This is a genomic window from Pseudomonas sp. Fl4BN1 (assembly GCF_009908285.1).
In the GTDB taxonomy this organism is placed as follows: Bacteria; Pseudomonadota; Gammaproteobacteria; order Pseudomonadales; family Pseudomonadaceae; genus Aquipseudomonas.
This window is the reverse complement of sequence record NZ_JAAARM010000015.1, coordinates 128,257-152,296: the sequence shown is the minus strand read 5'-3', so window position 1 is coordinate 152,296 and position 24,040 is coordinate 128,257. Positions and strand designations below refer to the sequence as shown.

Below are 24,040 nucleotides of genomic sequence, written 5' to 3'. Positions count from 1 at the left end.
GCGACCTTTACTGCAAGTGCGATAGCAGCCTCAAGGTAGGGATCGCGTTACCGTCGCACCTCCCAGATCCGTGAGGATATTGTTGAAGATCGCCAGGACCCGGTCACCCATTGGCGTGACGAACGCCACCACGATCACGGCCACCATGGCGATCACAATCGCGTATTCAATGGCCGAGGCGCCATCCGTCTCCTTCAACAGCAGGCGAGCACGAAGCAACAGGCATTCAAACAGCATGACGCACCTCCTTGGGGAGTCCCTGCAGCGTGCAGCCATTCACTCGCTCACTGGCTCATGGAGTAGGACGGGTAACCGTGGCACCTCCCAAGGCGACCAGTACGTTGTTGAAAATGGCCAGTACCCTGGCGCCCATTGGGGTCACGAACGCCACCACGATGACGGCCACCATGGCGACCACGATTGCATACTCGATCGCTGAAGCGCCTTCGGTACGGTCAAAAAACAGGCGCGCCCTGAGATACAAATATTGAAGAATCATCCTAGCTCTCCTTTGCGCCACTTGGCGCTGATGGAAGCGCACGGGAACAAAATCCCTTGATGCCACCAGAGCATTGTCAACAAAGTCCGGACCAGCAACTGTAAGAACTGATTAATCAATAAGTATTAGTTGGAAGGTTGGCGCCAAAAATCCAATCCCAATTGAGATTGCCCTACTTTTGTTAGCTATTTTTGGCTAGTTAATGGCATTTCGTCCTAGCTCTACTACCTTCACATAGCGAAATAGTTGCATGTTCATAGCTGCCTGATTGCGAAATTAACTCGTTTGGAAGCACGGGCCGGTAGTGCAGCAGGAAAGGGAGAGCCCTCATGAACAGTCGCGTCACCATGGGCCTGGCCGGACTTCTTCTGGTGGGTGCGGTGTTTTTCGGCTACTGGGGACTGGTGCTCAGCCGGCAACCCGTGCCACCACCGCCAGCTCAACCGACGGCCCCCAGCGTCGTCGAACAAACCACCAGCAGTGCCGAGGACCAGACTCGCCAACCGGTGGTGGTCCTGGTTCGCGACGTGCCGCCTTTCATGCCCCTTACCGCCGCCGATCTGGCGCTGGAAAAATTGCGCACTGCACCGGCTGGCAGCCTCAGCGCCATCAGTCAGGCAGTGGGCCGCACGCCCTGGCGGCAATTGAACGCCGGGACCTGGCTCAACCAACAGAGCTTCGACAGCGGTGGTGCCCTGGCGCGGATGATCCACAGCGATGAGCGGGCCCTGGCAGTCGCCGTCGACGAAGTCATCGGCGCGGCGGGGCAACTGAGCCCGGGCGACTATGTCGACGTGCTGCTGTTCCTGCGCCAGGACACCAGCAACCCGCAGCAATCGGCACAGATCGCGGTGCCTGCCATGCGCGTGCTGGCTGTGGGCGAACAACTGGGACTGACCAACGACGGACAACCCGCCTCACCCACCCTGAGCAGCGATGACAAACTCAAGCAGGACCAGCGCCGGGTTGCTGCCCGCACGGTGGTCCTGGCCGTTCCCGAACAACTTTTGAGCCGGCTGATGCTGGCCACCCAGGTCGGCGTGTTGCGCCTGGCCGTACGCAGCAGCGAGGAACAGCGCCTGGCTCATTATTGGGCCGGCAATGCAGACGCCAGTGACCACCTCGATGTGGCCAACGGCAACCTGTTCCAATTCACTCAACTGGCCCTCGGCAGCGCCCCCCGCAGTCCGGTCGCCCACGGTGGCGCACCACGATCGGCGGTGGAGGTGATCCGAGGTAACCAGGTCACTCAACAAACTCCCTGATTGAGCAAGGATGCACTACATGCGCAGTCGTTCCATGCCGCTGTTCACTTGCCTGCTGACCCTGAGCCTGGGGCCATTGCTCTGGACCCAGGCCCTGGCCGCTCCGGCGGCAAGCTGCTCGAACCTGGCGCCATTGCCCGCAGTGCTGGAGGTTGGCGAAGGCTTGCAACAGGAACTGCAATCCCCAGTAGCGATCACCCGGCTGGCGGTGGGCGATCCGAAAATTGCCGATGTCCACGTCAACGGCAGCCAGGCCTTTCTCCTCACCGGCATGGCCCCAGGTGCCACCAGCCTGATGGTCTGGACCTCCTGCTCCAGCACCCCACGGCAAAGCATGGTGTTTGTCCAGGGCCGCGCCACCGCCGACATGACCAGCACCCGCCTGCCGGCCACCGACGATCCGCTGCTGCCCAGCCAGGTGCAGACCGACATCCGCTTCGTCGAAGTCAGCCGGACCAAACTCAAGGAAGCCAGTGCCTCGATCTTTGGACGCGGGCACAACTTCCTGTTCGGCTCCCCCGGCACCGCCCCAGTCACCAGTGGCACCGCCGGGGGCGCCACGCCGGTCTTTGGTGGTCGCCGGAGCAACATTCCCCTGGATAACGGCACCTTCAATATCGGCTTCGGCAACGGCCGGGTGCTGGCCTTGATCAATGCGCTGGAAGGCAGTGGCTTCGCCTACACCCTGGCGCGTCCGTCCCTGGTGGCCCTCAGCGGACAGAGCGCGAGCTTCCTCGCCGGCGGCGAGATCCCGATCCCGGTGCCCAGCGCCGGTAGCAACAGCGCGACCATCGAATACAAGGAGTTCGGCATTCGCCTGACCCTGACCCCGACCATCGTCGACCGCGGTCGTATCTCGCTGAAGGTTGCACCAGAGGTCAGCGAACTGGACTACAGCAACGCCGTGACGATCGCAGGGGCCCAAGTTCCCGCCCTGACCATTCGCCGTACCGATACCAGTATTTCCCTGGCCGACGGCGAGAGCTTCGTCATCAGTGGCTTGATCAGCACCAGCAACAGCTCCCAGGTGAACAAGTTTCCGGGACTGGGGGACATTCCGGTACTCGGCGCCTTCTTCCGCGACACCTCGATCAAACGCGAGGAGCGCGAGCTGCTGATGGTGGTCACGCCCCATCTGGTCCAACCCTTGGCCGCCGACGCAAAACTGCCGGCCTTGCCCGGCGAACGCCTGCGCAACTACGACCCGAATTTCTATCGCATGTTCTTCCTCGAAAACGGCAACTTCGACAAGCGCAGTGGGCTATCGCAATGAGCCAGAACCTGAGCCAGACGTTCCTCGCCATCACTCGCAACAACACCGACCTTGAGTGGCTGCAAGGCGCCCTGGCGCCCCTGGGCCAAGTGGTAGGGGCCGATGGCAGCCTCGATGAGTTACTGGCACTGGTGGACGTCACCTTCGCCAACCTGGTGTTCGTCGGCCTTGACCGCGAGCATGTGGTAGCCCAGGCCGCACTGATCGAAGGTGCCCTGGAAGCCAAGCCGATGCTGGCGATCGTCGCCCTCGGCGACGGCATGGACAACCAACTGGTACTCAATGCCATGCGCGCCGGCGCGCGGGATTTTGTCGCCTACGGTTCGCGCTCCAGTGAAGTTGCCGGCCTGGTCAGGCGCTTGAGCAAGCGCCTGCCAGCAGTGACACCCAACACTCAGCTGGGAGGCTTGACCGTGCTCTACGGTACCCAGAGTGACGGCGATGGTGCACTACTGGCCGGACACCTGGCACTGGTGGTGCAAAAGAGCGGCCAGCAAACCCTGCTGCTGGACCTCGGCCTGCCCAGGGGCGACAGCCTCGCGTTGCTGGGGCTGGAGAGTTCGTTCCACTTCGGCGATGCCCTGCGGCACCTGCGACGCCTGGATACCACCCTGATCGACAGCGCCTTCACCAGCGCCGAAGCCGGTTTGCGGATCCTCGCCTACGCCAGTCACGACGAGCCCCTGGAGCACACCAGCGCGGCGGAGCTGTACATGCTGCTCAGCGCCCTGCGCCAGCACTTCCAGCACATCGTAGTGAACCTTGCCGGGCAACCGGACAGCGAAGCCCTGCGCACCTTTGTCAGCCATTGCGACAAGCTGCTCTGGCGCACCGATCAGAGCGTGCTCGACTGCCGGCGCAACCTCGCGGTGCTCAATCACTGGCGCGAAAAAGGCATGAAACTCGAACACGCGCGCCTGCTGGTGGACCGCTACCTGCGCGCCGTCGCACCGGACTCCGAGACCCTGGGCAAGACCTTCGGCCTGGAGGTGATCGCGGTACTGGCCTACAGCCCGGAGGTGCGCCTGAACGCCAAGAACCAGGGCGTCACCTTGTTTGAAATGGCCCCCCGTGAAGCCCTGACGCAAAGTATTCGCGTCCTGGGCGAACGCCTGGCCAAACGCTCGGAAGGCCTGCCCCAGCCCAAGGCCGGCTGGCTCAACCGAATCATGGGGGCCCGATGAGCGGCGAAAAACTCTTTGGCGGCCCACCCCGCACAGCGCCGGGCAACAGCGACCACGAAGGCCTCAAGCTGGTGTTGCATCGCTACATCATTGATGCCATCGAAGAGTCGGGAAAAAACCTCCTGGAAAGCTCCCGGCAAAACCTCTCGCAATTCGTAACCGACAAGGTCGCGGAGTACATCGCGCGCATGCACCTGGCGATCTCCCGTTACGAAATGGAGCGGCTGGCGGAAGAGATCGTCGACGAGCTGACGGGCTTCGGTCCCCTGGAAGTACTGCTACGCGATCCTGCGGTAACCGAGATCCTGGTCAACGGTCCGCACCGCGTGTTCGTCGAACGCGAAGGCGTGCTGCACCAGAGCGACCTGCGTTTCATCGACGCCCACCATGTGGAGCGGGTGATGCAACGAATTCTCGCGCCCCTGGGCCGGCGTCTCGATGAGTCCTCGCCAATGGTCGATGCGCGCCTGCCCGACGGCAGCCGGGTCAACGCAATCATTCCACCCATTGCCCTGGACGGCCCCTGCCTGTCGATTCGAAAGTTCCGCAAGGACATGCTCAATAGCAGCGACCTGATCGCCATGCAGACCATCGACCTGGCGATCTTCGAGTTTCTCCAGGACGCGGTGGGCAAGCGCTGCAACATTCTCATCAGCGGCGGCACCGGCACCGGCAAGACCACCCTGCTGAACATTCTCAGCCAATTGATCAACCCGTATGAACGCCTGGTGACTATCGAAGACGTGGCCGAACTGCAACTGGTGCACCCCCACGTTGTTCGCCTGGAAACTCGCCCGCCAAATGCCGAGGGACATGGCGAGGTCAAGGCCAGCGACCTGATCCGCAACGCCCTGCGGATGCGCCCGGACCGGATCATCCTCGGCGAGATCCGTGGTGTGGAAGTGCTGGATGTACTGACCGCGATGAACACGGGCCACGATGGTTCCATGAGCACTGTGCACGCCAACAATGCGCAGGACGCCCTGCTGCGCCTGGAAACCCTGGTCGGCCTCACCGGGCGCCAAGTCGCCGAGCGCACCCTGCGGCAGATGATCTGCGCGGCCCTGGATGTGGTGATCCAATTGACCCGCCTGCCCGATGGCCGACGCTGCGTCAGCGAAGTGGTGGAAGTGGTGGGCCTTCGCGAGGACATCTATGTCACCAACACCCTGTTCCGCCTGGACCGCCGCAGCGGCTTCGGCTTCCAGCGCGAGGCGCTGAATCCGGCCGGTGACAAACTGCGTCGCGAGAACGGACTGGGCGTCAATTGAACCGGCGAGGTAGCCCATGATCGGTCTGCTGCTCACATTGATCTGCCTGCTGCTACTAGGACTTTCCGGCTGGCTGTTCTACCACGGCGTACGCAAGACCGAACGCGAGCGAGTGCTCAATCGACTGGCCGCTGGGCAACCCGACCAGCCCCCACCACGCAACTCATGGAGCGGCCTAGAGCGCGCCTTTGCCCGTGCCGGCCTGGGCCAGCCCAGTGAGCGCCTGGGCCTGTGGCTGGCGGTCTGGGTGGTCCTCATGCTGCTGGGCTACTTGCTGGAGGACTGGTTCGGCCTGCTGAGCTGCCTCCTCATCCCACCGTTGCTCCTGCGGATGTACATCGCATGGCTGTTTCAGCGCCGGCTCAAGCGCATGATCGAGCAACTGCCGCCCCTGCTGGACCACAGCGTGCGCAGCCTCAAGTCCGGACGCACCCTGGCGGACGCGGTGCTGGGCGCCATCGAGGCCAGCAACGATCCGCTGAAAAAAGCCATGGGCAGGGTCCAGCGCAACGTGCAACTGGGGGTCAACCTGCCGGACGCGGTCAGTGACTTTGCCGAATTCTACGAACAGGACGAATTACGCATGTTCGCCCTCGGCCTGAAGGTCAATCACCGCTACGGCGGCAACGCCAGCGAATTGCTGGAAAACCTGATCAAGCTGATTCGCGAGCGCGAGCAAGGGGCTCGGCAATTGAGCGCGATGACTGGGGAAACCCGCATGACCGCTTGGGTCCTGGGACTCTTGCCGCTGATTCTGGTGAGTTACTTCATGCTCACCAACCCAGGCTACATGCTCGGTATGTGGCAAGACCCCGCCGGGCAGAAGATGCTGATCACCGCAGTGTGCCTTCAGGTCTTTGGTTGCATCGCCCTTTGGCGCATGTTGAGGAGTATTTGAATATGCTTCTACTGGCCGCCGCACTGCTGTTTCTCGGGGCCTTGCTGCTGCTCGGCAACGGCATGCTGGAGCAGCGCCGACGCGAGCGCCAGATTGCCCAGCGGCTGCAAGGCAACATGGCCCACGACAACCGCCTGGGCAGCTGGCTGCGCCAACTCGGCGACAGCCGTTTCGGCCAGCGGGCGGTCAGCATGGACAGCGAGACCAAGGTCCTCCTCAACCGCCTTGGCTGGCGCCGTGCCAACCAACGCTCGCTGTTCGCTGCCTTGCAGATCGCCACTCCGCTGATGGTGATCTGCCTGACGATCTTCATCCTGGAAGTGATCTATCCCCACGCTGAGAACAAATGGCTGTTCCCGATGCTCTCGACCGGGGTCGGCTACCTTTTGCCCAAGCGGGTCCTGGCCTACGCAGCTCAACGCCGGCAGAAGCATATCGCCCTGGAGATCTCCACCTTCATTCCCTTGCTGCGTATTCTGTTCGAGTCGGGGATGGCCGTGGAACAGGCCTTGCGCGTTCTTGGCAACGAAGCCCAGAAGCTTATGCCAGAGCTGACCCACGAGCTGCGCCTGATCCTGGCACGGGTCGACTCGGGCCTGGAGCTGGGTCAGGAGCTCAACCAGACCGCCACCCTGCTAGCGGTAGACGAGTTCACCGACACCTGCGTGATTCTCCAGCAACTGATCCTGCAGGGCGGCGGTGCGATGAAGTCGCTGCAGGCCCTCAAGCAATTGCTCGACGACCGGCGCCTGACCCGCCTGCAGGAATACATTTCGAAAATGTCGGCAAAAATGTCGGTGGTGATGATGCTGTTTCTCTTCCCCGCCTTGTTGATTGTCCTCGCCGGGCCGGGCTTCACCGCCATCGCCCGGGCCTTTGCTTCCTAGAGGGAACCTGATGAAAGTACTGATTGCCGCAGCAAGCCTGTTGCTGCTCGCTGGATGCACCAGCAACGGCCAGGTGCAGTGGGCGGCCCTGACCAATTCCACCAGCTGCGCCAAACTCAGCTCCGAGCAGGAACTGGCGGTGAACCTCGCCGATGAAATGGCCAGCGACGGCAAGCTGCACGCCAGCCTGGCCAATCTGCAGAACTTGCCGGACAACCTCGCCGAGGTGCGGGTGCGCAAGGCCCGGGTCTACCGGCTACTGGGGCGCAGTGAGGCTGAACCGCTGTACCGCAGCCTGCTGGGTTCATGCCTCGCGGCCGAGGGCGAACACGGCCTTGGCCAACTGGCGGCGGCCCAGGGTGACAACGGTCAGGCCCAGGCCCACCTGCAACGGGCAGCACGCCTGGCACCGACCAATGAAAAAATCCGCAATGACCTGGGGGTCGTCTACCTCAACCAGTTGCGCATCGAAGATGCCCGCTTCGAGTTCCTCACAGCCATCGAGCTCAAGCAATCCGAACCCCTGGCCGCCATCAACCTGGTGACCCTGCTGCTCTACCAGGACAACTGGAAGCAGGCGGCGGCAGTGGTCAGCCAGGCCAACCTGAGCCCACAGCAATTCGCTCAGGCGCAGGCTCGTGCCGAGGAACTCAAGACACCGTCGAAAACCGCTGCCCGGGTGACTCAGGTGGCCACCGGGTCCGCCACCGTGCAGCCTGCTGTCGCACCCGCCAAGGAGCGCTGATGATGAAACTGCCCATGTTCTGTTGCACTGCCCTGCTGGCGATGCCCCTGGCCGCAATGGCTATCGACGCCGGACCGTCTTCGCCCCAGCAGCAGGAAACCGAAGGTTGGCTGCTGTTGCAGAACCGCAACCTGGCAGCCTCGCCACAACCGCAGACGGTAACGCCCACCGAGCGCGAGTTGGCGTTGCAACGCTGGTTGAAAAAGTACAAATACGAGATTCCGGATCTGTACGACCCGAACGCCGGAGGCAAAGTGGAAACCAAATAATCGATAGCTGCAGCCGGCGGTCACCATCACCGCCGGTGCCTGTAGGTCAGTATCAGTGGGCCGTGACCCGCTGGCGCAACCCCGAATTGCTCGGAGACAGGGCCAAGGCAAGCTGTGTGCGGTTGTGCATGTGAGTCAACCGCAGTACCTGGGACACGTAGAGCTTGACGGTGTTTTCGGTGATCCCCAACTCGCAGGCGATCTGGTAGTTGGTCTGGCCCTTGCCCACCAGCCGCGCCACATCCAACTGCCGTGGTGAAAGCTGATTGAAGATGGCCGGTATCTCAATGCTGTCCGCGTCGCTGGCATTTTCGCCCCCGGCGCCTTCACCGTGGCTAGTGGACGGTGTACGCCGGACCTTGTCCAGGTCCTGATACAGGTCGTCGATGGACTCCGAGAGAAACTGCAGCTTCTGGTTCAGGTGTCCCAGGTGCAGGTTCTTCTGGCGCTCCTGCAAGACCACTTCCTGGCGTTGCAAGCCTTCAAGAAGCTCGTCCAGGTCGATGGGTTTTTGATAGTAGTCGGCGATTCCGGCGCGCAGTGCCTTGATCACATCCTGCTTGTCGGCCTGCCCGGTGAGCATGATGGCTTCGAACACTCGCTGTTTGCCGGCAATGCGTTGCAGTTCCTGCACCAGTTGGATGCCGTCCAGACCGGGCATGTGCAGGTCGCAGAGCACCAGGGAGATTTCCGGGTCCTTGTTGAAGCACTCCACAGCCTCGCGGCTGGATTCACAAGGAACACAACGGTAGCCACTGCTTTCAAGAAATTCGCAAAGTTCTTCGACAATCAGTGGCTGATCATCGACCACGAGCACTTTCATCTGTGAGGTGAGCTTGTTCACGTGCGACTCCGTGCGGGCCAATCGCTGACTGACCACTCCTGTCCTGCCAGGCATGATCCGGGCAGCCACACCTTAAAACCTAGACCTACTTTCCGACTATGTACATAGCATTAATCGGCCTGGCGACTAGTGGATCAAGGTCACAGTTAAGACCATTCCAGCCAGGACGAAGGGGGCAAATGGGTATTTTTTTGACAGCCGTGCCACAGGTTCTGCTTCGGGAGATTGAAGTCCTTGTTCCTGCTGCGGCCACCCCCTGGGAGCAATCAGCAAGCACAGGAAACTGCAGAGTCCGGCGCCGATAAAAGCCCCCAGCAAGTACTGGGTATCGGAGGCCAGCCCCAGGGCCGCCATCAGCTTCACATCCCCTGCCCCCATCCTTCCCGTGGCATATCCAGGCAGAGTCAGCAGCAAGGCCAGCAGCAGCGCCCAGCCACCTTGCGCGGCACTGGCCCCCAGCCAAGTGTTGCCGGTCCACAACAGGTACAGGGTCGCCAATAGCGCGGCGCCCAGGGTCAAAGCATTGGCGATGTGCCGCTGACGCAGATCCTGCAGCGCGCAAATTGCCAACCAGATCCACAAAACCAAGAATTGCATCGGCTAAAACGGTCCTTTCTGCCGGAATGATCCTATGCTCAATGGACATAGTGGTTGTCAGGGTAGACGCACTGATGAAACCGGGCCTCCCTAGAAAGCAGAAAGGCGCTGCGGCAATCGAGTTTGCTGCGGTCTTCGTGATTTTTTTCGCGGTGTTCTATGGCTTGGTCAGCTATAGCGTACCGCTGCTGATGATGCAGTCCTTTCATCAAGCCACCGCCGAAGCGATTCGCCGTGCGGTGATGGTTGACCCCAACACGGCCAACTACGCCAGTGCCGTGCAGAACCTCGCCAACAGCGTGGTTCAGAGCCAGACCCAGTGGATTCCCCCGGCCTTCAACTTCGCAGCCACCGACTACACCTCGGTGTACAGCGCTGGCGTGTTGACGGTCTCGGTGAACTACCCCACCAGCAAGCTGACTCAAGTGCTGCCGCTGGTAGTACTGCCGGTGATCGGTGCAGTGCCCAACCTTCCCACCACTCTTTCCGTCAGTTCGAGCCTGCAATTTTGACCTCTGGTGACAAGCTCTTCGGGCGTTTCCTGGGCCGTCAGCCACTGGCCATCGACGAGCCCCAAGCCGCTGTACCACCCCAGGCCATCGGCCTGCTGCTGGTGCTGGTGCTGGATCAACAGGGTCGAGTCCTGAGCATGAGCGGGCCGCTGCGACATGCCCTGGCCCAATTGCCTCCCGGCATCGAAGGCGCCCACCTGAACGACTATATCGTTCCCGGCAGCACTCAAGCCCTTGAAGGCCGACCTGCCGACTGGAGCGGGCAAGTACTGGACCTGGAGTTTCGCGGGCTCGGCCGCAAGACCTTGCACCTGCGGGGCTGGGTCCAGCGCTGGAGTCAGGAATGGCACCTGCAACTGTTGGACATCGGCGACCTGATCCAGCAACGCCAACAGGCCCTGAGCCGTGAACAGTGCCAAGTCTTCGCCGCGCAGATCAGCGAGCAACTGCGTCTGTGCAACCTGACGCGCCTGGCGGATGTCCTGCACGAACAACTGGCCGACCTGGCCCGCTACTGGCACATCCCCTGCCTGGGCCTGGCGCTGCTGGACGAGCAGGAACAGGGCTGGGTCATTCACAGTTGCTACACCGCCCACGACGCCCCACGGCTTTGGCAGGACGGCCAGGTACTGGGTACCGGCCTTGATAGCCTGAATGGCAATACACCGCTGCGCCTGAACCAGGTCCAGGGCCTGAACGAACACCCGCGCCTGCAAGGCATCTTCGCTCACCGCGAAGGTTTCCTGGTGCCCTATCGGGATGATCACGGCGTCGCCGCCTGGCTCCTGTGCGGTGGTTATACCGTGCAGCAGCACGCACCGAACCTGCTGGATCGCGACTGGCTGATGCTCACTGCAGCCCTGGCCGGACCGCTGCTCAGCCGCCTGCGCGAGCATCGTCACCACCTGCACCTGGAACGCCTGGAGGCCCTGCAAGGACTGCTCGGCGCCGGTTGGTGGGAACTTTGCCCGGGCACCAGCGAAGTCCTGTTGGCCAGCCAGCTGGCTACCAGCCTGCAGCTGCCCGAGAACAGCATGCGGCTACCTGTCCAGGCGTGGCTGGAGCTGATTCACCCCGCCGATCGGGATGAGCTCGGCAGCCGCCTGCAGGCGTTGCAACTGGGCAAGCCGCTGCTGCTCTGCGTACGCCTGCACACCCCAGACCCAACAATGCCCGCGCGCTGGTACCGCTTGCAGGGGCAAGCCCTGGGCCAGGGTGAAAACCAACGACTGGTGGGCTTCATGCTGGACATCAGCGATATCAAGAACCAGCAGCAACAGGCGGCAGCGGCCCACGCCCGCCTGGACAACCTGATCGCCAGTTCACCGGCGGTGATCTACGTCCAGCGCTACCTCGAAGGCGCCTTGCAGCCGAGCTTTTTCAGCGCCAGCCTGCAACCTTTACTGGGCTGGAACCTGGAGGACTGTACAGACGGCAGGCTGGTGGACTGGGTCCATCCCGAGGATCGAGACCTGTACTTCCAGCGTTGCCGCCAGCTGCTGCGCGAAGGCAGTGTCCACAGCCGCTATCGACTGCGGGATCGTGATGGTGATTACCACTGGGTTCTGGACGAAGCCAAGCTGCTGCGCGATGACCTGGGCCTGCCGGTGGAAGCCGTCGGCCTGTGGCTGGATGTCACTGAAGCCACCCTGGCCACCGAGCAGGTGCGCCAAAGCGAAGAGCGCTACCGAATCCTGGTGGAGGATTCTCCGGCCATGATCTGCCGCTACCGCCCAGACCTGACCCTGACCTTCGGCAACCGGCCCTTGGCCGCGTACCTGGAATGCTCCGCCGAGGATCTGCCAGGGAGCAACCTCGGGAACTGGCTGTCCGCCGAACAGCGCGAAGGCTTCGAGCGGCGAATCAGCCTGCTGAGCCCGGAGTTTCCGGTCAGCACCGCTGAAATAAACCTGCAACTACCGGGACGTGAACATGCCTGGTGGGTCTGGTCGGATCGCGGGGTGTTCGATGACCAGGGGCGACTCCAGGAGATCCAGGCCGTTGGCCGTGACAACACTGAAGTCCGGCGCTCCCAACAGCAGCTCACACAAAGCGCGAAGATGGCCACTCTCGGCGAAATGGCCACCGGTCTCGCCCATGAAATCAACCAGCCACTGAACGTGATGCGCATGGCCATCGTCAACGTACTCAAGCGCCTGGACAACGGCGACATCCAGATCGACTACCTCACTGACAAGCTCAAGCGCATCGATACCCAGGTCCAAAGGGCCGCCCGAGTGGTGGATCACATGCGGGTATTCGGCCGGCGTTCGGAGGTGGAACAACAGCCGTTCAATCCGGCTCAGGCCATCGATGGCACCCTCTCGCTGCTGGCCGAGGGCATGCGAGGCAAGGGGCTTGAGCTACGCATCAGCGAAATGGGCTTCGAAGTCCAGGTCATGGGGTTTGTCGACCAGCTGGAGCAAGTGCTGATCAACCTGCTGGTGAATGCCCGGGACGCCCTGCTGGCCCAACGGGAAAAACACAGTGATTTCAAACCCTGGATTTCCGTCTACGGCCAACGCGACGAACACAGTGTGCGCCTGTGGGTCGAGGACAATGGCGGCGGCATCGATCCACGACTGCTGGAGCGGATCTTCGAACCTTTCTTCACCACCAAACCGGTGGGTGTCGGTACCGGGCTGGGCCTGTCAGTGAGCTACGGTATCGTCGAGAACATGGGTGGGCGCCTGAGTGTCAGCAACGGTCAGGACGGCGCACGCTTCTGCATCGAGCTACCGATTGCCCCGGCAGATCAGATCACCAGGTAAGCCTTGCCAGTCTGTCCACAGGTCAAGTTGGCACCCACCTCCACATCCATCAGGTTGATCCCAAGGCCGGACAGCAGGTTATTCAGCAACGGATCCAGCACCGGACTCAGGAGGCCGGTGATCACCGGTGTGAGCAGGCTGCTGACCCCGCTAATGGCCGAGGCTAGCCCAGTGACAATCGCCCCGAGCGGGTTGTTGCTGACCGGTTTGTAGACGATCAGGTTGATCCCCGCCAGGGTGCTCGCCAGGCTGGAGACAATGTTGCTGGTGGGCGCCGCCGTCTGATAGCTCGGGGGCTGGTTGACGTTGGGCGGCACCGGGTACGGTGAGACCGTGCTGGAGAACACCAGATCCTGGGTATTCTGCGCCACGCTGGTGTTGACCATCACCGCAATTCCTCCTCCCGCGTAGTGCACCACTGGATCACAGTGACCCGGCAGGATCAGGAACTGATAACAAGTACGGATGCCCAGGTCCACCAGAGGCAGAGGGTTTACCGTGGGCTCGGCGGATGAGGAGAAGGCATTGGTGGGGTCGATCTGGCCCACCTTCAAATCGGCTATAGAGGTGATGGTGTGAGCGGTGAGACTCTTGGTCCCGCTATTGTTCACCGGGCAGCTGTAGTCGGTGACATAAGCGATCGCCCCACCAGCATCCAGGCTCAGGTCGATTTCCGAGGACGATGCGAGTGCCGGATACAGTTGCTCACACCCGGCGCCCAGCAGGCACAATGCCGACCCCAGGGTCGCTACCAGGTTCAAGCTCAGCAGGCTGTTCAATACCGGGGTTAGCGGCGCCACCAGATTGCTGACCGCCGTCGACAGCCCCGACACCGCCGCCAGGACCGGCAAATTGATCCGTACCAGGGTGCGCACCTGCGCAGTGCGCACATAAATGCGGTTAGCTCCGGTGGGATTGGCCTTGGCCAGGGCGGGGTCGCCAATGGCCGACAACTGTGGCGGCTCGATGACTTTGGTCTGCACCGTGATATTGGCCAGCCCCAGCACGGTGATCGGCAAGGTCGCCGCCACCGCACTGTTGCTGTTGGACAACTGGATCATTGCCTGCAGCAGTTGGAACAGTTGCAGGTTGGCATTCAAGGCAGAGCTCGGCAGGCCAGTCTGCAGTTGCAGGATATCCCCCAGTCTCAGCGGCGCCGCATTGATCGCGGCGATCTGCAGGTTACCCAGGGCAGTCAACACATCGGCGGTGGCGCCATTGGCCTGGACCACGGTGATCGCCGCCTGGATCAGTTGCGTCACGCTGGTGGTGGTATTGAGCAGTTGGGTGTAGTTACCGGCCGCCACGCCAAGGTTGATTGCCAGCTGATTGAGGTAGCTCAGCAGGTTGATATTGGTGTTGAGCAAGCCGTTCCAACCCACAGCGCTCAGGTTCAGGCTGCCTCCCAGCAGCCCGCCCACCAGCGGGTTGAGAATGCTCGACTGCGCGGTGCTGACCGTGAGCAGAGTGCTTTGAATACTCAATTGCGCCACTGTCGGGGTCGGTGCTGCGGCAACGGCCGTGGCGCTCAGCGGGGTGGTGAGATTGATCGGCCCCGGAGAAAACAGCCCGGCAATTCCTGAGGCCACACTGATGGGCACGGTATTGGAGACAATCACCCGCACGGCAGCGGATTGCGTGGCGTCGACATTGAAAGTGCGCAAGCCGTTGGCCCCGGTGGTCAGGGAACCGCAATCGGTGGTCAGGCTGCTGCCGGTAGCCACAGCAAAGCCATTGCGCGTCGCATTCTGCCCGGCATAAGTGGCGGCAGTCAGGCCGCTCTGGCAATTGCCACCACGACTGACCGCTTCCAGCGCGGCGTTGTCCGCCACCCGCTGCAGCCTGCGCTGCTCCATGTAGAGGCGACCGCTGTCCACCACCAGCAACATGAACAACAACGCCAGGCCCAAGGTCATCGCCGCCATCAGGCCGATGGCTCCGCGCTGGTGGGCCGGGCCGGAAAACCGCTTCATGGGAGACATCGAGGCACTCCTTTACCGGCTCGCAGCCGAGCGCTATCTCCAAGGATGAAAGCAGTGTAGTCAAAGCCCGGAAGGCACGCTGGCAGGCTGCCAGCTCCATTGACTGGTGGCAGGTAAAGTCACCGCCAGCACCTCATGGCACTCCCGGGAATCGATGCAGCGAAACGGCGAGTGAACTCAGCGGGGCGGATAGTTCTGCAGGATGCGCATCACCGTGGTCCGCACCGCCGCGCTGCGATCGGCGGGATTGGGCGAGCTGCTGAGCATTTGTTCGTCACTGCCGCGCCATACCAGCTTGCCGTCCTTGCCATCCAGCAAGTCGATCTGGATGGTCGCCACCTTGTAACTGATGTTACGGGTTTCGTTGTACACCGGTCCGCCCCAGTAACCATTCCATGGGCCACCCCAGCCGCCGCCATAATTGGTGGTGACTTGCTGCTGACGGTCCTCGACGATCAGGTATGCCTGCACATTCAAGTCGGCCCGGGCAGCGCCCTGGGCCGGACGCAGGCCGCGCTGGTCCAGTTGCTCGGCCACCGCCTGGCGGATGCGCTGCTCGGTCAGGTCGCTCTTGATCCGGGGATCGTCAGGGCGATATTGCAGGGCCGGTTCTTTCCAGCCCCAACTGTGGTAGGCGCCAAAGTCCCGGCTGGCGTCGAAGTCATGGTTGACCTGGTCGGCGGCGCAAGCACTGAGCAAGGCGGCACACACCAGTAACGCGATTCGATGGAACATGCTGTTTCTCCGCGTGAAGACAAAAACCGGGGAGCCGGCGACCGACTAACTGGGAGGATAGGCCGCCATGGCCTTTTGCACCGCTTCGCGTAGCGAATCGGCTCGTTCACTCAGGCTGCCCCGACTGCTGGTTTCGGCGCTCGCACTCCATACGGGCTGGCCGTTGGCGCCGTCATATAGATTGACCCGGACCACCACCACTTCTACCTCATAGGTGCGCACCACCGGTGTGCTGCCGTACATGCCGTAGCCCGGCCCGTAGCGGTTATAGCCGCCGTAGCCGCCATAACCGTAGTCGTCCTGGACCTGGCGCAAGCGCTTCTCCAGGTGCAGGTCGGCGCTGACCCACAAATCCGCCGGCCGATTGTCATGCAAGGGCCGTAAGCCACGTTGATCCAGCGCGCCGCTGACCGCTTCGGCAATCTGTGCCGAGTCGGCCCAGGCCGAACCGTTGGGCAAGCGACCGTTGAGCCAGGCCCAGCTGCGGTAGCGCCCATAGTCACGCTGTGGCGCCGGGTAGGCGCTGCGGTCAAAGGTATTCGCTGCTTGCGGCGGAGCCGGCGGCAACGGGTTGGAACTGGCGACATAGGGGTTGCTGCCCTGACAGGCGGCAAGCCCGGAACACAAAAGGATCAGACCCAGGCGGCGTTTCATTGCGCACTCCGTTAGACCGGCCGGCACAGCCAATGCAGATAACGCCCAAGCCCGGCAAAACTTGGGTGTCGACGGTGAGCCAATTCCATCTCCAGCAGATCCGTCAGCTCGGCACGAGCCTGGAACTCCACCGGCATGTAATCGTGAAAAACCCGCACCCCGCTCTGGGTTTCGACTCGCCACAAGCCCTCAAGTTGCGCCGCCAGTTCACGAGGATCAAGCGGTTGTTGCGGAGTCAGGCTCTGCTTTTCGCCGGCCATGTCGTTCTTGCGCATCTTGCGGAAATGGCCCTTGAGCAGGTTGCGATAAATCAGCGCATCGCGGTTGTAGAACGCCAGGGACAGCCAGCCATCGGCGGCGGTCAACTGGTGCAACACCGGTAGGATCGCATGAGGCTCGGCCAGCCATTCCAGCACCGCGTGGCAGAGCACCAGGTCATAAGGCTGGGTCAGTTGCCCCAGCAGTTCTTGCCAGGGTGCCTGGATGAAGGTTGCCTGCTGCCCGGCCTCGACAAAGCGCTGGCGGGCGCCTTCGAGCATCGGCTGCGCCGGCTCGGCCAGCGTCACCTGATGCCCGTGCTGTGCCAGCCACAAGGACATGTGCCCAAGGCCAGCGCCAATGTCCAGCACCCGCAGCGGCCGCTCGGGCAGGCTTTCCTTGAGATCGGCCTGCAGCACCGCCAGACGGATCGCGCCCTTGGCCCCGCCATAGATTTTCTCGGCGAAACGGGTCGCCAACTGGTCGAAATGCCGATCGCTCATGAGCAGAACCGCCGTTCACTGTCCGCCAGTTTGCTGCTCACCACCTGGTCCAGGTCCAACCCCAGCTCGCTGCACAGCAACAGCAAGTAGAGGACAATGTCGCCCACTTCTTGCCCGGCGTGGGCCAGCTTGTCCGCCGGCAATTGCCGGGACTGGTCCTCGGTCAGCCACTGGAAGATTTCCACCAGCTCCGCCATCTCGACGCTGGCGGCCATGGCCAGGTTCTTCGGGCTGTGAAATTGCCGCCAGTCGTTGCGATCGCGAATGGCGTGCAGGCGTTGGGTCAGTTGGTCTAGGTTCATCGGGGTCTCCTGAAGGCGTATAGCTTCCGGGGGATGGGCGTGGGACGCAAGAGCACTTTCACCAGCAAGCCGGCTCCTACAAGATATGCAGCCCCTGCCAGCTTCTATGCTTAACAGGGAACTCACCCCAGGCCTCCATGGCCCAAGGTTGAGCTCAGGCACCAAGCCCTTCTTTCATCAGGACGCACACATGCAGGTAGAAAGCTTCTTCGAATGGCTTGGCCAGGCCATAGGTTCGGTCATCCGGTTTATCGTCGACCTGCTCAGCGGGTTGTTCAATACCCTGACCCACGCCGGTGGCAACTTTGTCGACGGACTGTCCCGCGCCCTGGGCATGGACACCTCGATCATCAGCATCCTCACCTTGATCATCGGCCTGATGTGCCTCTACTCGGCGATCCGCGCCTTCATGCGCGCCTCGATCATCATCGGAATCATCTGGCTGGTGCTCGGCCTCTGGCTCCTGAGCTGGATCATCCACTAAGTTCATGCGGTTGCTGCGCCGGCCGCTTTAAACCTCGGCGCGTCCCGGCGCCGAGGCTACAATGCCGGCTCTCGCAAGGAGCCCGCATGTCCCCCCTGATCACCGATTGGCGTCATCGCCCCACCCATCGTCGCGTCTGGGCCCTGGCCGCGCCGATGATCCTGTCGAATATTTCCGTGCCCCTGGTGGCCCTGGTGGACAGCACGGTGATCGGTCACCTGCCCCATGCCCATCAGTTGGGCGCGGTGGCGGTCGGCGCCAGTCTCTACACCTTTCTGGCCTGGGCCATGGGTTTCTTGCGCATGGGCTCCACCGGGTTTGCTGCCCAGGCCGCCGGCCGTGGTGACGGCGCGGCCTTGCGGCAGATTCTGCTTCAAGGCCTGCTGCTGGCGCTGGGCCTGGCGCTGTTGCTGGGAGCCATAGGCGTGCCGCTGAGCGGCGCGGCCTTGCAGCTGATGCAACCCTCGGCGGAGCTGGATCAGATGACCCGGGCGTTTTTCCACACCCGCCTGCTGGGCCTGCCTGCTGCCCTGGCCAGTTTTGCCCTGGTGGGCTGGTTCCTCGGTACCCAGAACGCCCGGGCGCCGCTGACCATCCTGCTCAGCACCAACCTGATGAACATCGCTCTGAACCTGTGGTTTGTCCTCGGGCTGGACTGGGGCGTGGTGGGTTCGGCCCGGGCCTCAGTGATCGCCGAATGGACCGGCGCGCTGATCGGCCTGGCCATGACCCGCCCGGCCCTGCGGGCCTACCCGGGGCAGATCGTCTGGGCGACGCTGCGCCGCTGGCAGAGCTGGCGCCCGCTACTGGCGGTGAACCGGGACATTTTCATCCGCAGCCTGGCCCTGCAATCGGTGTTTTTCCTGATCACTGTGCAAGGCGCACGACTCGGCGATGCCACGGTGGCGGCCAACGCCCTGCTGCTCAATGGCCTGCTGCTCACCGCCCACGCTCTGGACGGGCTGGCCCACGCGGTAGAGGCCCTGTGTGGCCACGCCATCGGCGCCCATGATCGCCCCGCCCTGCGCCGTTCGCTGGTGGTGGCCGGCGGCTGGTCGCTGCTGGCCAGCCTGGGGTTTGCCGCGCTGTTCCTGCTCGGTGGCCACCTGTTCATCGAAATGCAGACCAACATTCCCGAGGTCCGCCAGACCGCCTTCACCTACCTGCCCTACCTCGCCGTGCTGCCCTTGATCGCGGTCTGGAGCTACCTGCTGGACGGGTTGTTCATCGGCGCCACCCGAGCCCGGGAAATGCGCAACGGCATGCTCCTCACCGTGCTCCTGCTGCTGCCCTTCGCCTGGGCACTGCAAGGCTTCGGCAACCACGGCCTGTGGCTGACCTTTCTGCTGTTCATGCTCCTGCGCAGCCTGACCCTGGCAGCCTTCGCCTGGCACCTGGAGCGACGCGACGGCTGGTTTGCCGGGACTCACTGAAGCCCCCCATAAGCCAATGAATCCTGGCCGAGCGACATGACAGGCCAGTCGAAATCTGTTCGCCGCCCCACTGCAGCGAAATCGACGAGGTTGCCTGTCACTGGCCTGGGTGTTGTACTCGCCCGCGCTTTGGCGGGAACCTGCCAATGGTTCTTTCGCAGAGCAGAACAACCGGTCAAACAGCTGTCGCCGCACTCAACTTCATACTGAAATCTCGCAGCTGCCTTCGAGGTAATCCTGACTATGGCCAACCGCTCCTATCTCTACAGCCTGAGCAATCGACCCACGACCTATGAGGACCGTCCCGAGAGCATTTGCGGACTGTCTGAATGGCCGTACTACGTCCCCTTCATCTACCGTCTGCTGTTGTCTGGCGACCCGCAGCTGTGTGCCTCGCTGATAGCGGACGGATTCGAGGAAGACGAGCCTGAACACAAGACCAGAGTCTATGCGATCAGCAGCCCCTTCGATCCCGGCTTTGAACGAGTGCGGCGCTTCGCGGACATTATCCGGACGGCTGTATCCCTGCCCCCCTCAATCGAAGCCCAGGCTAGTGCCGTGCAACCCAAGGGCACCGTCCTGGGACGCCTCAAACAGCTCTTCTCAGCAAAGCAGGAGACAGCCCCAGCGGCGTCGCCGGCACAGACTGCGACAGTAGCCGAACTTCTCGCCGCCCTGGACGAAAGCATCGTCTTCCTCGAAGCACATCGTGACCGTTATCTGCTGCTGGAAACGATCGAACTCGACTCCATGCTCGTCTCCGGGGAAGCGGCACTGAAAGACTCCGTGGAACAGGAAATCGCCAGATGCCGCTACATCGGCAGGACCGTCGATGCCCTGCCCAGCGACCTCGTGCAAGCAGGGCAAGCGCTCAGAAGAGCGGCCACGCAAAAATCGGCGCCGCCCTTGGACGCCCTCTTCGGACTCCACCTGGACGACGACTACGACAGCACCTACAACGACGCGACCCAATACCCGCTGGGCCTGGAATGGAGCGAAGACCTGTACTTCGAGCTGTTGAACCTGAGCGAATTCCAGGCACAGGATGCCTAGGCGTGGTAACCGACAGCCGCAACGCGGTGCACACGGGTGTTCCCCGGCTCACTGACTCGGCGTCGACTCGACAAAGCCGCTGACCCGATCCAGTACCGGAGCCAGGCCGCGCAAGGGCCGGGACAAGGCCGCCACCAGAGTGGCGTGGCCAGTGCGGGAGAAGTAGAACTCCTGCACCGGCACTCCCGCCGCTCGCAGCTTACAGGCCAGACCGCCGGTATTGCGCTGCGGGTTGACCAGGGAGTCTTCGCTGGACGCGATCAACAGTGCCGGTGGCGCGCCCCGGCTGACATGGTTGATGGGCTGCGAGTCCGGCGGCGAGTCGGGGTAGAAAAACACCGGGCGCACCTCGGGGTTGCGGATCGGCAGAAAGTCATAGGGCCCGGCCAGGCCGATCCAGCCCTTGATGATCTGCGGCGTCAGCCCGACTTGCCCCAGCAAGCGCGAGTCCAGGGCGAGCATGGCCACGTTGTAGGCGCCGGAACTGTGCCCCATCAGATACAGCCGCCGCGGGTCGGCGCCAAATTCGCCGATATGCTCATGGGTCCAGCCCACGGCGCGGGCCGCGTCTTCGAGAAAGGCCGGGTAGCGCACCTGTGGATACAGCCGGTAGTCCGCCAGGACCGCCACCATGCCCCGAGAGGCCAGGGCCTCGCCGACAAAGTCGTAGTCGCTGCGCGAGCCGCTGTTCCAACTGCCGCCATAAAAGAACACCACCACCGGCGCACCGGGAACCGCCTGCCGGGGCTGATAGACATCCAGCTTCTGCCGTGGATCGCTGCCGTAGGCAATGTCCCGAGTCTTGATAAAGGTACTGCCGGGTGTCAGGGAATTGAGCACCTTGAGCGGCGAACAGGCCGCCAGCAGGCTGAGTACCAGGGTGCTGAACAACAGACGCCAGGCGCCCTTGGATGTATTGAGCATCAGCAAGCCTCGTTGCGCCCACCATGGACGCCTCTTCGCAGGCTAGCTGCAAATGGGACGGAGCCCCATCTTCTGTGGCAAACCTGGAAGCCGCGCAAAAAAAACCGCGCCCTCCATCGGAGGGCGCGGCTTTGTGCGGGGGCGGGACGGGCATCACCGGGGATGCCCGGGCCCTCAGGACGACAGGTAGGACGAGCGGGTCAGGCCCAGACGCAAGGCGTCGAGGAACTGGGTACGCTCGGCGGTAGTGATCTTGGCACTGGCCACCTTGTCGCGGTAATGAGTCATCAACTCCTCCGGCGACAAGTGCACGTAGCGCAGCATGTCTTCGATGGTGTCGTGGGTCTCGATCCCGGCGTGGTACACGCTGCCGTTGGCCCGCTGGTAGATGTTCACCGAATCGGTGTCACCAAACAGGTTGTGCATATCACCGAGGATTTCCTGGTAGGCGCCCACCAGGAAGATCCCCAGCAGGTAGTCCTCGCCTTCGTTGAGGCCATGTACTGGCAGGCTGGTCTCGATGCTCTGCTCGTCGACGTACTGCTTGATCTTGCCATCGGAGTCGCAGGTCAGGTCTTGCAGCACGGCGCGGCGCAGCGGCTCTTCGTCGAGGCGGTGCAACGGCAGGATCGGCAGAACCTGGCCGATGGCCCAAGTATCCGGCAGGCTCTGGAACACCGAGAAGTTACAGATGTACTTGTCCGCCAGCTTGTCATTGAGTTCGTCCAGCACCTGGCGGTGGGAACGCTGACGGGCCTTCAGCGAGTTGTGCAGGCGGCGGCAGACTGCGAAGTAGCATTGCTCGGCCAGGGCTTTCTCGGCCAGGGTCAGCTTGCCATCGGCGTATTGCGAGGCCACGTCGCTCATGTAGTGAGTGGCGCGCCAGTAGGTTTCGGTGACCATCTCGATGTCGGTCGGACCCAGCAGGTCCACCAGCCATTGCACGGTTTCCGGCAATTCGGTCTTGTTCTCGATCTGTGGCACGTCGTCGTTGTGCTTCTCGACGTCGGTCACCTGGACCACCAGCATGGCGTGGTGGGCGGTCAGGGAGCGGCCGCTCTCGGAGAAGATATGCGGGTGCGGCAGGCTCTGCGCGTCGCAGAACTCCTTGAGCATGCCCACCACCACACCGGCGTAGTCATCCATGTCGTAGTTGATCGAGCTGGCGTTGCGCGAGTGGGTACCGTCGTAGTCCACGCCAAGGCCGCCACCGACGTCGATGTGATCCACCGGCAGGCCAAGGTTGCGCAGCTCGCCGTAGTAACGGATTGCTTCCTTGAAGCCATGCTGGTAATCCGCCAGGTTGGCGATCTGCGAACCCATGTGGAAGTGCAGCAGGCGGATGCCCTGGTCCAGGCCGGCAGCGCGGAAGCGCTCCACCACCGACAGCAACTGCGCCGCCGACAAGCCGAACTTGGATTTTTCACCACCCGTATCGGCCCACTTGCTTGAGGCCAGGGACGACAGGCGCACCCGCAGGCCGACCTGTGGCTTGACCTTGAGCGCCGCGGCCTCTTCGATCACCAGGCCCACCTCGGACTCTTTCTCGATGACGATGAACACGTTGTGGCCGAGCTTCTGGCCCATCAGCGCCAGACGAATGAACTCGCGATCCTTGTAGCCGTTGCAGACGATGGTGCCGCCCTTGGGCGCCAGGGCCAGGACCGCCAGCAGTTCCGGCTTGGAGCCGGCTTCCAGGCCGATGGAAACGTTCTGGGTGGCAATGATGTTCTCGATCACCGCTTCCTGCTGGTTGACCTTGATCGGGTACAGCGCGGTGTACTTGCTCTGGTATTCCAGGCGCTCGATGTTGGCGTCGAAGGCGCCGGTCAGCTGGCGCACGCGGTCCTGGAGAATGTCCGGGAAACGCACCAGCAATGGCAGGGACAAGCCGCTCTTGCGCAGCTCCTCGACTTGTTCGAACAGATCGATGGGCAAGCTGCTCGGGCCGTTCGGACGAACTTCGACGCGACCGGCGTCATTGATCGCGAAATACCCGGCCCCCCAATGGCGAATCCCGTAAACACTGCGGCTGTCCGCAACTGTCCATTGGCTGCCATCGTCTTTACGTGTGCGTCGTACGGACATCGAAGTCCCCTATAAAGAAGTCATAGAGCGCCGCCCCCAATCCAGGGCTGGCGCAGTCTAAAGAATGAAAATGACGATTAGCCTGCAAGCGCAATAGACCGCGCTCGCAGGGCTGAGTTTAGAAACCGTTCATGAACAGGCTCTGTGAAAACCATGCAGACGACACTGGAGTCCTGAGTTCATCAAGACCGCATCCAGTCAGAGGTGGTTTTCACAGAGGCTGCTAGCCGCCGGACTTCTTCGCCTTGAAACCGTGCTTGATCAGTTCCGCCAAGAGTAGCTCGACGTGGTCGCCCTGGATTTCAATGACGCCGTCCTTCAAGGCGCCACCAGTGCCACAACGTTTTTTCAACGTCGTGGCCAAGTCCTTGAGAGCGTCTTCGGCCAGGGGCACGCCGGTGACGGTGGTCACCGTCTTGCCGCCACGGCCCTTGCTTTCGCGACGCACGCGAGCAATGCCGTCGCCGGCTGGAATCACGGTTTGTTTGCAGATGCAGGCGGTCACCGGCTGGCTACAGTCCGGGCAATGTCGACCTGCGTCGGTGGAAAACACCAGGCCACCAAGGGCGGCGAAGGATGCGGCTTTTTTGGCCACCGGCAATCCTCTTG

The 24,040-nt window shown here is 62.4% G+C and carries 25 protein-coding genes; 13 read left to right on the top strand and 12 right to left on the bottom strand.

Features of this window, described 5'->3' with window-relative positions:
* Positions 1-30: 30 nt before the first annotated feature.
* Together GV818_RS18445 and GV818_RS18440 are read right to left on the bottom strand one after the other, a co-directional pair.
* The gene (locus tag GV818_RS18445; RefSeq protein ID WP_161758692.1) at positions 31-237 is read right to left on the bottom strand and encodes a Flp family type IVb pilin; all 207 of its coding nucleotides are present in this window, start codon (positions 235-237) and stop codon (positions 31-33) included.
* A gap of 55 nt (positions 238-292) precedes the next feature.
* A complete protein-coding gene (locus GV818_RS18440) occupies positions 293-499 on the bottom strand; it encodes a Flp family type IVb pilin (protein WP_161758693.1) in 207 nt (68 codons plus the stop codon).
* Positions 500-828: 329 nt separating this feature from the next.
* On the opposite strand from GV818_RS18440, the gene cpaB reads away from it, so the two are divergent.
* Genes cpaB through GV818_RS18400 form a run of 8 tightly spaced genes read left to right on the top strand, consistent with a single transcriptional unit; the run spans position 829 to position 8,291 of the window.
* Positions 829-1,764 carry a Flp pilus assembly protein CpaB gene (gene cpaB, locus GV818_RS18435; RefSeq protein WP_161777164.1) on the top strand — a complete coding sequence of 312 codons (936 nt, stop codon included), beginning with the start codon at positions 829-831 and terminating at the stop codon, positions 1,762-1,764.
* Positions 1,765-1,783: 19 nt separating this feature from the next.
* A complete protein-coding gene (locus GV818_RS18430) occupies positions 1,784-3,037 on the top strand; it encodes a type II and III secretion system protein family protein (protein WP_161758695.1) in 1,254 nt (417 codons plus the stop codon).
* Positions 3,034-4,221 (top strand): AAA family ATPase, encoded by a 1,188-nt coding sequence (locus GV818_RS18425; RefSeq protein WP_161758696.1) that lies wholly within the window; start codon positions 3,034-3,036, stop codon positions 4,219-4,221. The genes GV818_RS18430 and GV818_RS18425 overlap by 4 nt, the downstream gene beginning before the upstream one ends.
* Positions 4,218-5,492 carry a CpaF family protein gene (locus GV818_RS18420; protein ID WP_161758697.1) on the top strand — a complete coding sequence of 425 codons (1,275 nt, stop codon included), beginning with the start codon at positions 4,218-4,220 and terminating at the stop codon, positions 5,490-5,492. The genes GV818_RS18425 and GV818_RS18420 overlap by 4 nt, the downstream gene beginning before the upstream one ends.
* 16 nt (positions 5,493-5,508) lie before the next feature.
* A complete protein-coding gene (locus GV818_RS18415; protein ID WP_161777163.1) occupies positions 5,509-6,390 on the top strand; it encodes a type II secretion system F family protein in 882 nt (293 codons plus the stop codon).
* 2 nt (positions 6,391-6,392) lie between these two features.
* Positions 6,393-7,277 carry a type II secretion system F family protein gene (locus tag GV818_RS18410; protein ID WP_161777162.1) on the top strand — a complete coding sequence of 295 codons (885 nt, stop codon included), beginning with the start codon at positions 6,393-6,395 and terminating at the stop codon, positions 7,275-7,277.
* Positions 7,278-7,287: 10 nt separating this feature from the next.
* Positions 7,288-8,022 carry a tetratricopeptide repeat protein gene (locus GV818_RS18405; RefSeq protein WP_161758700.1) on the top strand — a complete coding sequence of 245 codons (735 nt, stop codon included), beginning with the start codon at positions 7,288-7,290 and terminating at the stop codon, positions 8,020-8,022.
* A complete protein-coding gene (locus GV818_RS18400; RefSeq protein ID WP_161758701.1) occupies positions 8,022-8,291 on the top strand; it encodes a DUF3613 domain-containing protein in 270 nt (89 codons plus the stop codon). The genes GV818_RS18405 and GV818_RS18400 overlap by 1 nt, the downstream gene beginning before the upstream one ends.
* A 52-nt stretch (positions 8,292-8,343) precedes the next feature.
* Here GV818_RS18400 and GV818_RS18395 read toward each other — a convergent pair whose 3' ends face one another.
* Both GV818_RS18395 and GV818_RS18390 read right to left on the bottom strand, forming a co-directional pair.
* The gene (locus tag GV818_RS18395) at positions 8,344-9,135 is read right to left on the bottom strand and encodes a response regulator (RefSeq protein WP_161758702.1); all 792 of its coding nucleotides are present in this window, start codon (positions 9,133-9,135) and stop codon (positions 8,344-8,346) included.
* A gap of 126 nt (positions 9,136-9,261) precedes the next feature.
* On the bottom strand, positions 9,262-9,732 hold the full coding sequence (locus GV818_RS18390) for a prepilin peptidase (protein WP_161777161.1): 471 nt from the start codon (positions 9,730-9,732) through the stop codon (positions 9,262-9,264).
* A 74-nt stretch (positions 9,733-9,806) separates the two neighbouring features.
* Between GV818_RS18390 and GV818_RS18385 the strand changes: the two genes are divergently transcribed.
* Entirely contained in the window at positions 9,807-10,244 is a 438-nt protein-coding gene (locus GV818_RS18385; protein ID WP_161758704.1) for a TadE/TadG family type IV pilus assembly protein, read from the top strand.
* Complete coding sequence (locus GV818_RS18380) at positions 10,241-13,015, top strand: PAS domain-containing sensor histidine kinase (protein WP_161777160.1); 2,775 nt, start codon at positions 10,241-10,243, stop codon at positions 13,013-13,015. The genes GV818_RS18385 and GV818_RS18380 overlap by 4 nt, the downstream gene beginning before the upstream one ends.
* Here the strand turns inward: GV818_RS18380 and GV818_RS18375 are convergent.
* From GV818_RS18375 to GV818_RS18355, 5 genes are all read right to left on the bottom strand, one after another.
* Positions 13,000-14,997: a pilus assembly protein TadG-related protein gene (locus GV818_RS18375; protein WP_161777159.1), complete on the bottom strand. Its 1,998-nt coding sequence runs from the start codon at positions 14,995-14,997 to the stop codon at positions 13,000-13,002. The genes GV818_RS18380 and GV818_RS18375 overlap by 16 nt on opposite strands.
* A 177-nt stretch (positions 14,998-15,174) precedes the next feature.
* Positions 15,175-15,732 (bottom strand): DUF4136 domain-containing protein, encoded by a 558-nt coding sequence (locus GV818_RS18370; RefSeq protein WP_161758707.1) that lies wholly within the window; start codon positions 15,730-15,732, stop codon positions 15,175-15,177.
* Between the two features lie 45 nt (positions 15,733-15,777).
* Entirely contained in the window at positions 15,778-16,386 is a 609-nt protein-coding gene (locus tag GV818_RS18365; RefSeq protein ID WP_161758708.1) for a DUF4136 domain-containing protein, read from the bottom strand.
* Positions 16,387-16,397: 11 nt separating this feature from the next.
* A complete protein-coding gene (locus tag GV818_RS18360; RefSeq protein ID WP_161758709.1) occupies positions 16,398-17,147 on the bottom strand; it encodes a methyltransferase domain-containing protein in 750 nt (249 codons plus the stop codon).
* Complete coding sequence (locus tag GV818_RS18355) at positions 17,144-17,449, bottom strand: MazG-like family protein (RefSeq protein WP_161758710.1); 306 nt, start codon at positions 17,447-17,449, stop codon at positions 17,144-17,146. Before GV818_RS18355 ends, GV818_RS18360 begins: the two co-directional genes overlap by 4 nt.
* A 190-nt stretch (positions 17,450-17,639) precedes the next feature.
* Between GV818_RS18355 and GV818_RS18350 the strand changes: the two genes are divergently transcribed.
* From GV818_RS18350 to GV818_RS18340, 3 genes are all read left to right on the top strand, one after another.
* On the top strand, positions 17,640-17,933 hold the full coding sequence (locus GV818_RS18350) for a hypothetical protein (protein WP_161758711.1): 294 nt from the start codon (positions 17,640-17,642) through the stop codon (positions 17,931-17,933).
* 86 nt (positions 17,934-18,019) lie between these two features.
* Positions 18,020-19,366: an MATE family efflux transporter gene (locus tag GV818_RS18345; protein ID WP_161777158.1), complete on the top strand. Its 1,347-nt coding sequence runs from the start codon at positions 18,020-18,022 to the stop codon at positions 19,364-19,366.
* 243 nt (positions 19,367-19,609) lie between these two features.
* Positions 19,610-20,419 carry a DUF7822 domain-containing protein gene (locus GV818_RS18340; protein ID WP_161777157.1) on the top strand — a complete coding sequence of 270 codons (810 nt, stop codon included), beginning with the start codon at positions 19,610-19,612 and terminating at the stop codon, positions 20,417-20,419.
* A 48-nt stretch (positions 20,420-20,467) separates the two neighbouring features.
* Here the strand turns inward: GV818_RS18340 and GV818_RS18335 are convergent, their stop codons facing one another.
* The 3 genes from GV818_RS18335 to GV818_RS18325 all read right to left on the bottom strand — a co-directional run bounded on the left by GV818_RS18335 (position 20,468) and on the right by GV818_RS18325 (position 24,026).
* Positions 20,468-21,343, bottom strand: coding sequence for an alpha/beta hydrolase (locus GV818_RS18335; RefSeq protein ID WP_161777156.1), 876 nt, complete (start codon positions 21,341-21,343; stop codon positions 20,468-20,470).
* A 174-nt stretch (positions 21,344-21,517) separates the two neighbouring features.
* Positions 21,518-23,431 carry an arginine decarboxylase gene (gene speA / locus GV818_RS18330; protein WP_161758715.1) on the bottom strand — a complete coding sequence of 638 codons (1,914 nt, stop codon included), beginning with the start codon at positions 23,429-23,431 and terminating at the stop codon, positions 21,518-21,520.
* 223 nt (positions 23,432-23,654) lie between these two features.
* On the bottom strand, positions 23,655-24,026 hold the full coding sequence (locus GV818_RS18325; RefSeq protein ID WP_161758716.1) for a translation initiation factor Sui1: 372 nt from the start codon (positions 24,024-24,026) through the stop codon (positions 23,655-23,657).
* Positions 24,027-24,040 lie beyond the last annotated feature (14 nt).

Bases quoted from the DNA above. Each gene is read 5' to 3' on its own strand.
- GV818_RS18390 (WP_161777161.1), bottom strand. From the start codon at position 9,732: ATGCAATTCTTGGTTTTGTGGATCTGGTTGGCAATTTGCGCGCTGCAG.
- GV818_RS18365 (WP_161758708.1), bottom strand. From the start codon at position 16,386: ATGAAACGCCGCCTGGGTCTGATCCTTTTGTGTTCCGGGCTTGCCGCC.
- GV818_RS18350 (WP_161758711.1), top strand. From the start codon at position 17,640: ATGCAGGTAGAAAGCTTCTTCGAATGGCTTGGCCAGGCCATAGGTTCG.
- GV818_RS18420 (WP_161758697.1), top strand. From the start codon at position 4,218: ATGAGCGGCGAAAAACTCTTTGGCGGCCCACCCCGCACAGCGCCGGGC.
- GV818_RS18375 (WP_161777159.1), bottom strand. From the start codon at position 14,997: ATGTCTCCCATGAAGCGGTTTTCCGGCCCGGCCCACCAGCGCGGAGCC.
- cpaB (WP_161777164.1), top strand. From the start codon at position 829: ATGAACAGTCGCGTCACCATGGGCCTGGCCGGACTTCTTCTGGTGGGT.
- GV818_RS18430 (WP_161758695.1), top strand. From the start codon at position 1,784: ATGCGCAGTCGTTCCATGCCGCTGTTCACTTGCCTGCTGACCCTGAGC.
- GV818_RS18425 (WP_161758696.1), top strand. From the start codon at position 3,034: ATGAGCCAGAACCTGAGCCAGACGTTCCTCGCCATCACTCGCAACAAC.
- GV818_RS18400 (WP_161758701.1), top strand. From the start codon at position 8,022: ATGATGAAACTGCCCATGTTCTGTTGCACTGCCCTGCTGGCGATGCCC.
- GV818_RS18440 (WP_161758693.1), bottom strand. From the start codon at position 499: ATGATTCTTCAATATTTGTATCTCAGGGCGCGCCTGTTTTTTGACCGT.
- GV818_RS18415 (WP_161777163.1), top strand. From the start codon at position 5,509: ATGATCGGTCTGCTGCTCACATTGATCTGCCTGCTGCTACTAGGACTT.
- GV818_RS18340 (WP_161777157.1), top strand. From the start codon at position 19,610: ATGGCCAACCGCTCCTATCTCTACAGCCTGAGCAATCGACCCACGACC.
- GV818_RS18405 (WP_161758700.1), top strand. From the start codon at position 7,288: ATGAAAGTACTGATTGCCGCAGCAAGCCTGTTGCTGCTCGCTGGATGC.
- GV818_RS18445 (WP_161758692.1), bottom strand. From the start codon at position 237: ATGCTGTTTGAATGCCTGTTGCTTCGTGCTCGCCTGCTGTTGAAGGAG.
- GV818_RS18335 (WP_161777156.1), bottom strand. From the start codon at position 21,343: ATGCTCAATACATCCAAGGGCGCCTGGCGTCTGTTGTTCAGCACCCTG.
- GV818_RS18345 (WP_161777158.1), top strand. From the start codon at position 18,020: ATGTCCCCCCTGATCACCGATTGGCGTCATCGCCCCACCCATCGTCGC.
- GV818_RS18360 (WP_161758709.1), bottom strand. From the start codon at position 17,147: ATGAGCGATCGGCATTTCGACCAGTTGGCGACCCGTTTCGCCGAGAAA.
- GV818_RS18355 (WP_161758710.1), bottom strand. From the start codon at position 17,449: ATGAACCTAGACCAACTGACCCAACGCCTGCACGCCATTCGCGATCGC.
- speA (WP_161758715.1), bottom strand. From the start codon at position 23,431: ATGTCCGTACGACGCACACGTAAAGACGATGGCAGCCAATGGACAGTT.
- GV818_RS18410 (WP_161777162.1), top strand. From the start codon at position 6,393: ATGCTTCTACTGGCCGCCGCACTGCTGTTTCTCGGGGCCTTGCTGCTG.
- GV818_RS18385 (WP_161758704.1), top strand. From the start codon at position 9,807: ATGAAACCGGGCCTCCCTAGAAAGCAGAAAGGCGCTGCGGCAATCGAG.
- GV818_RS18370 (WP_161758707.1), bottom strand. From the start codon at position 15,732: ATGTTCCATCGAATCGCGTTACTGGTGTGTGCCGCCTTGCTCAGTGCT.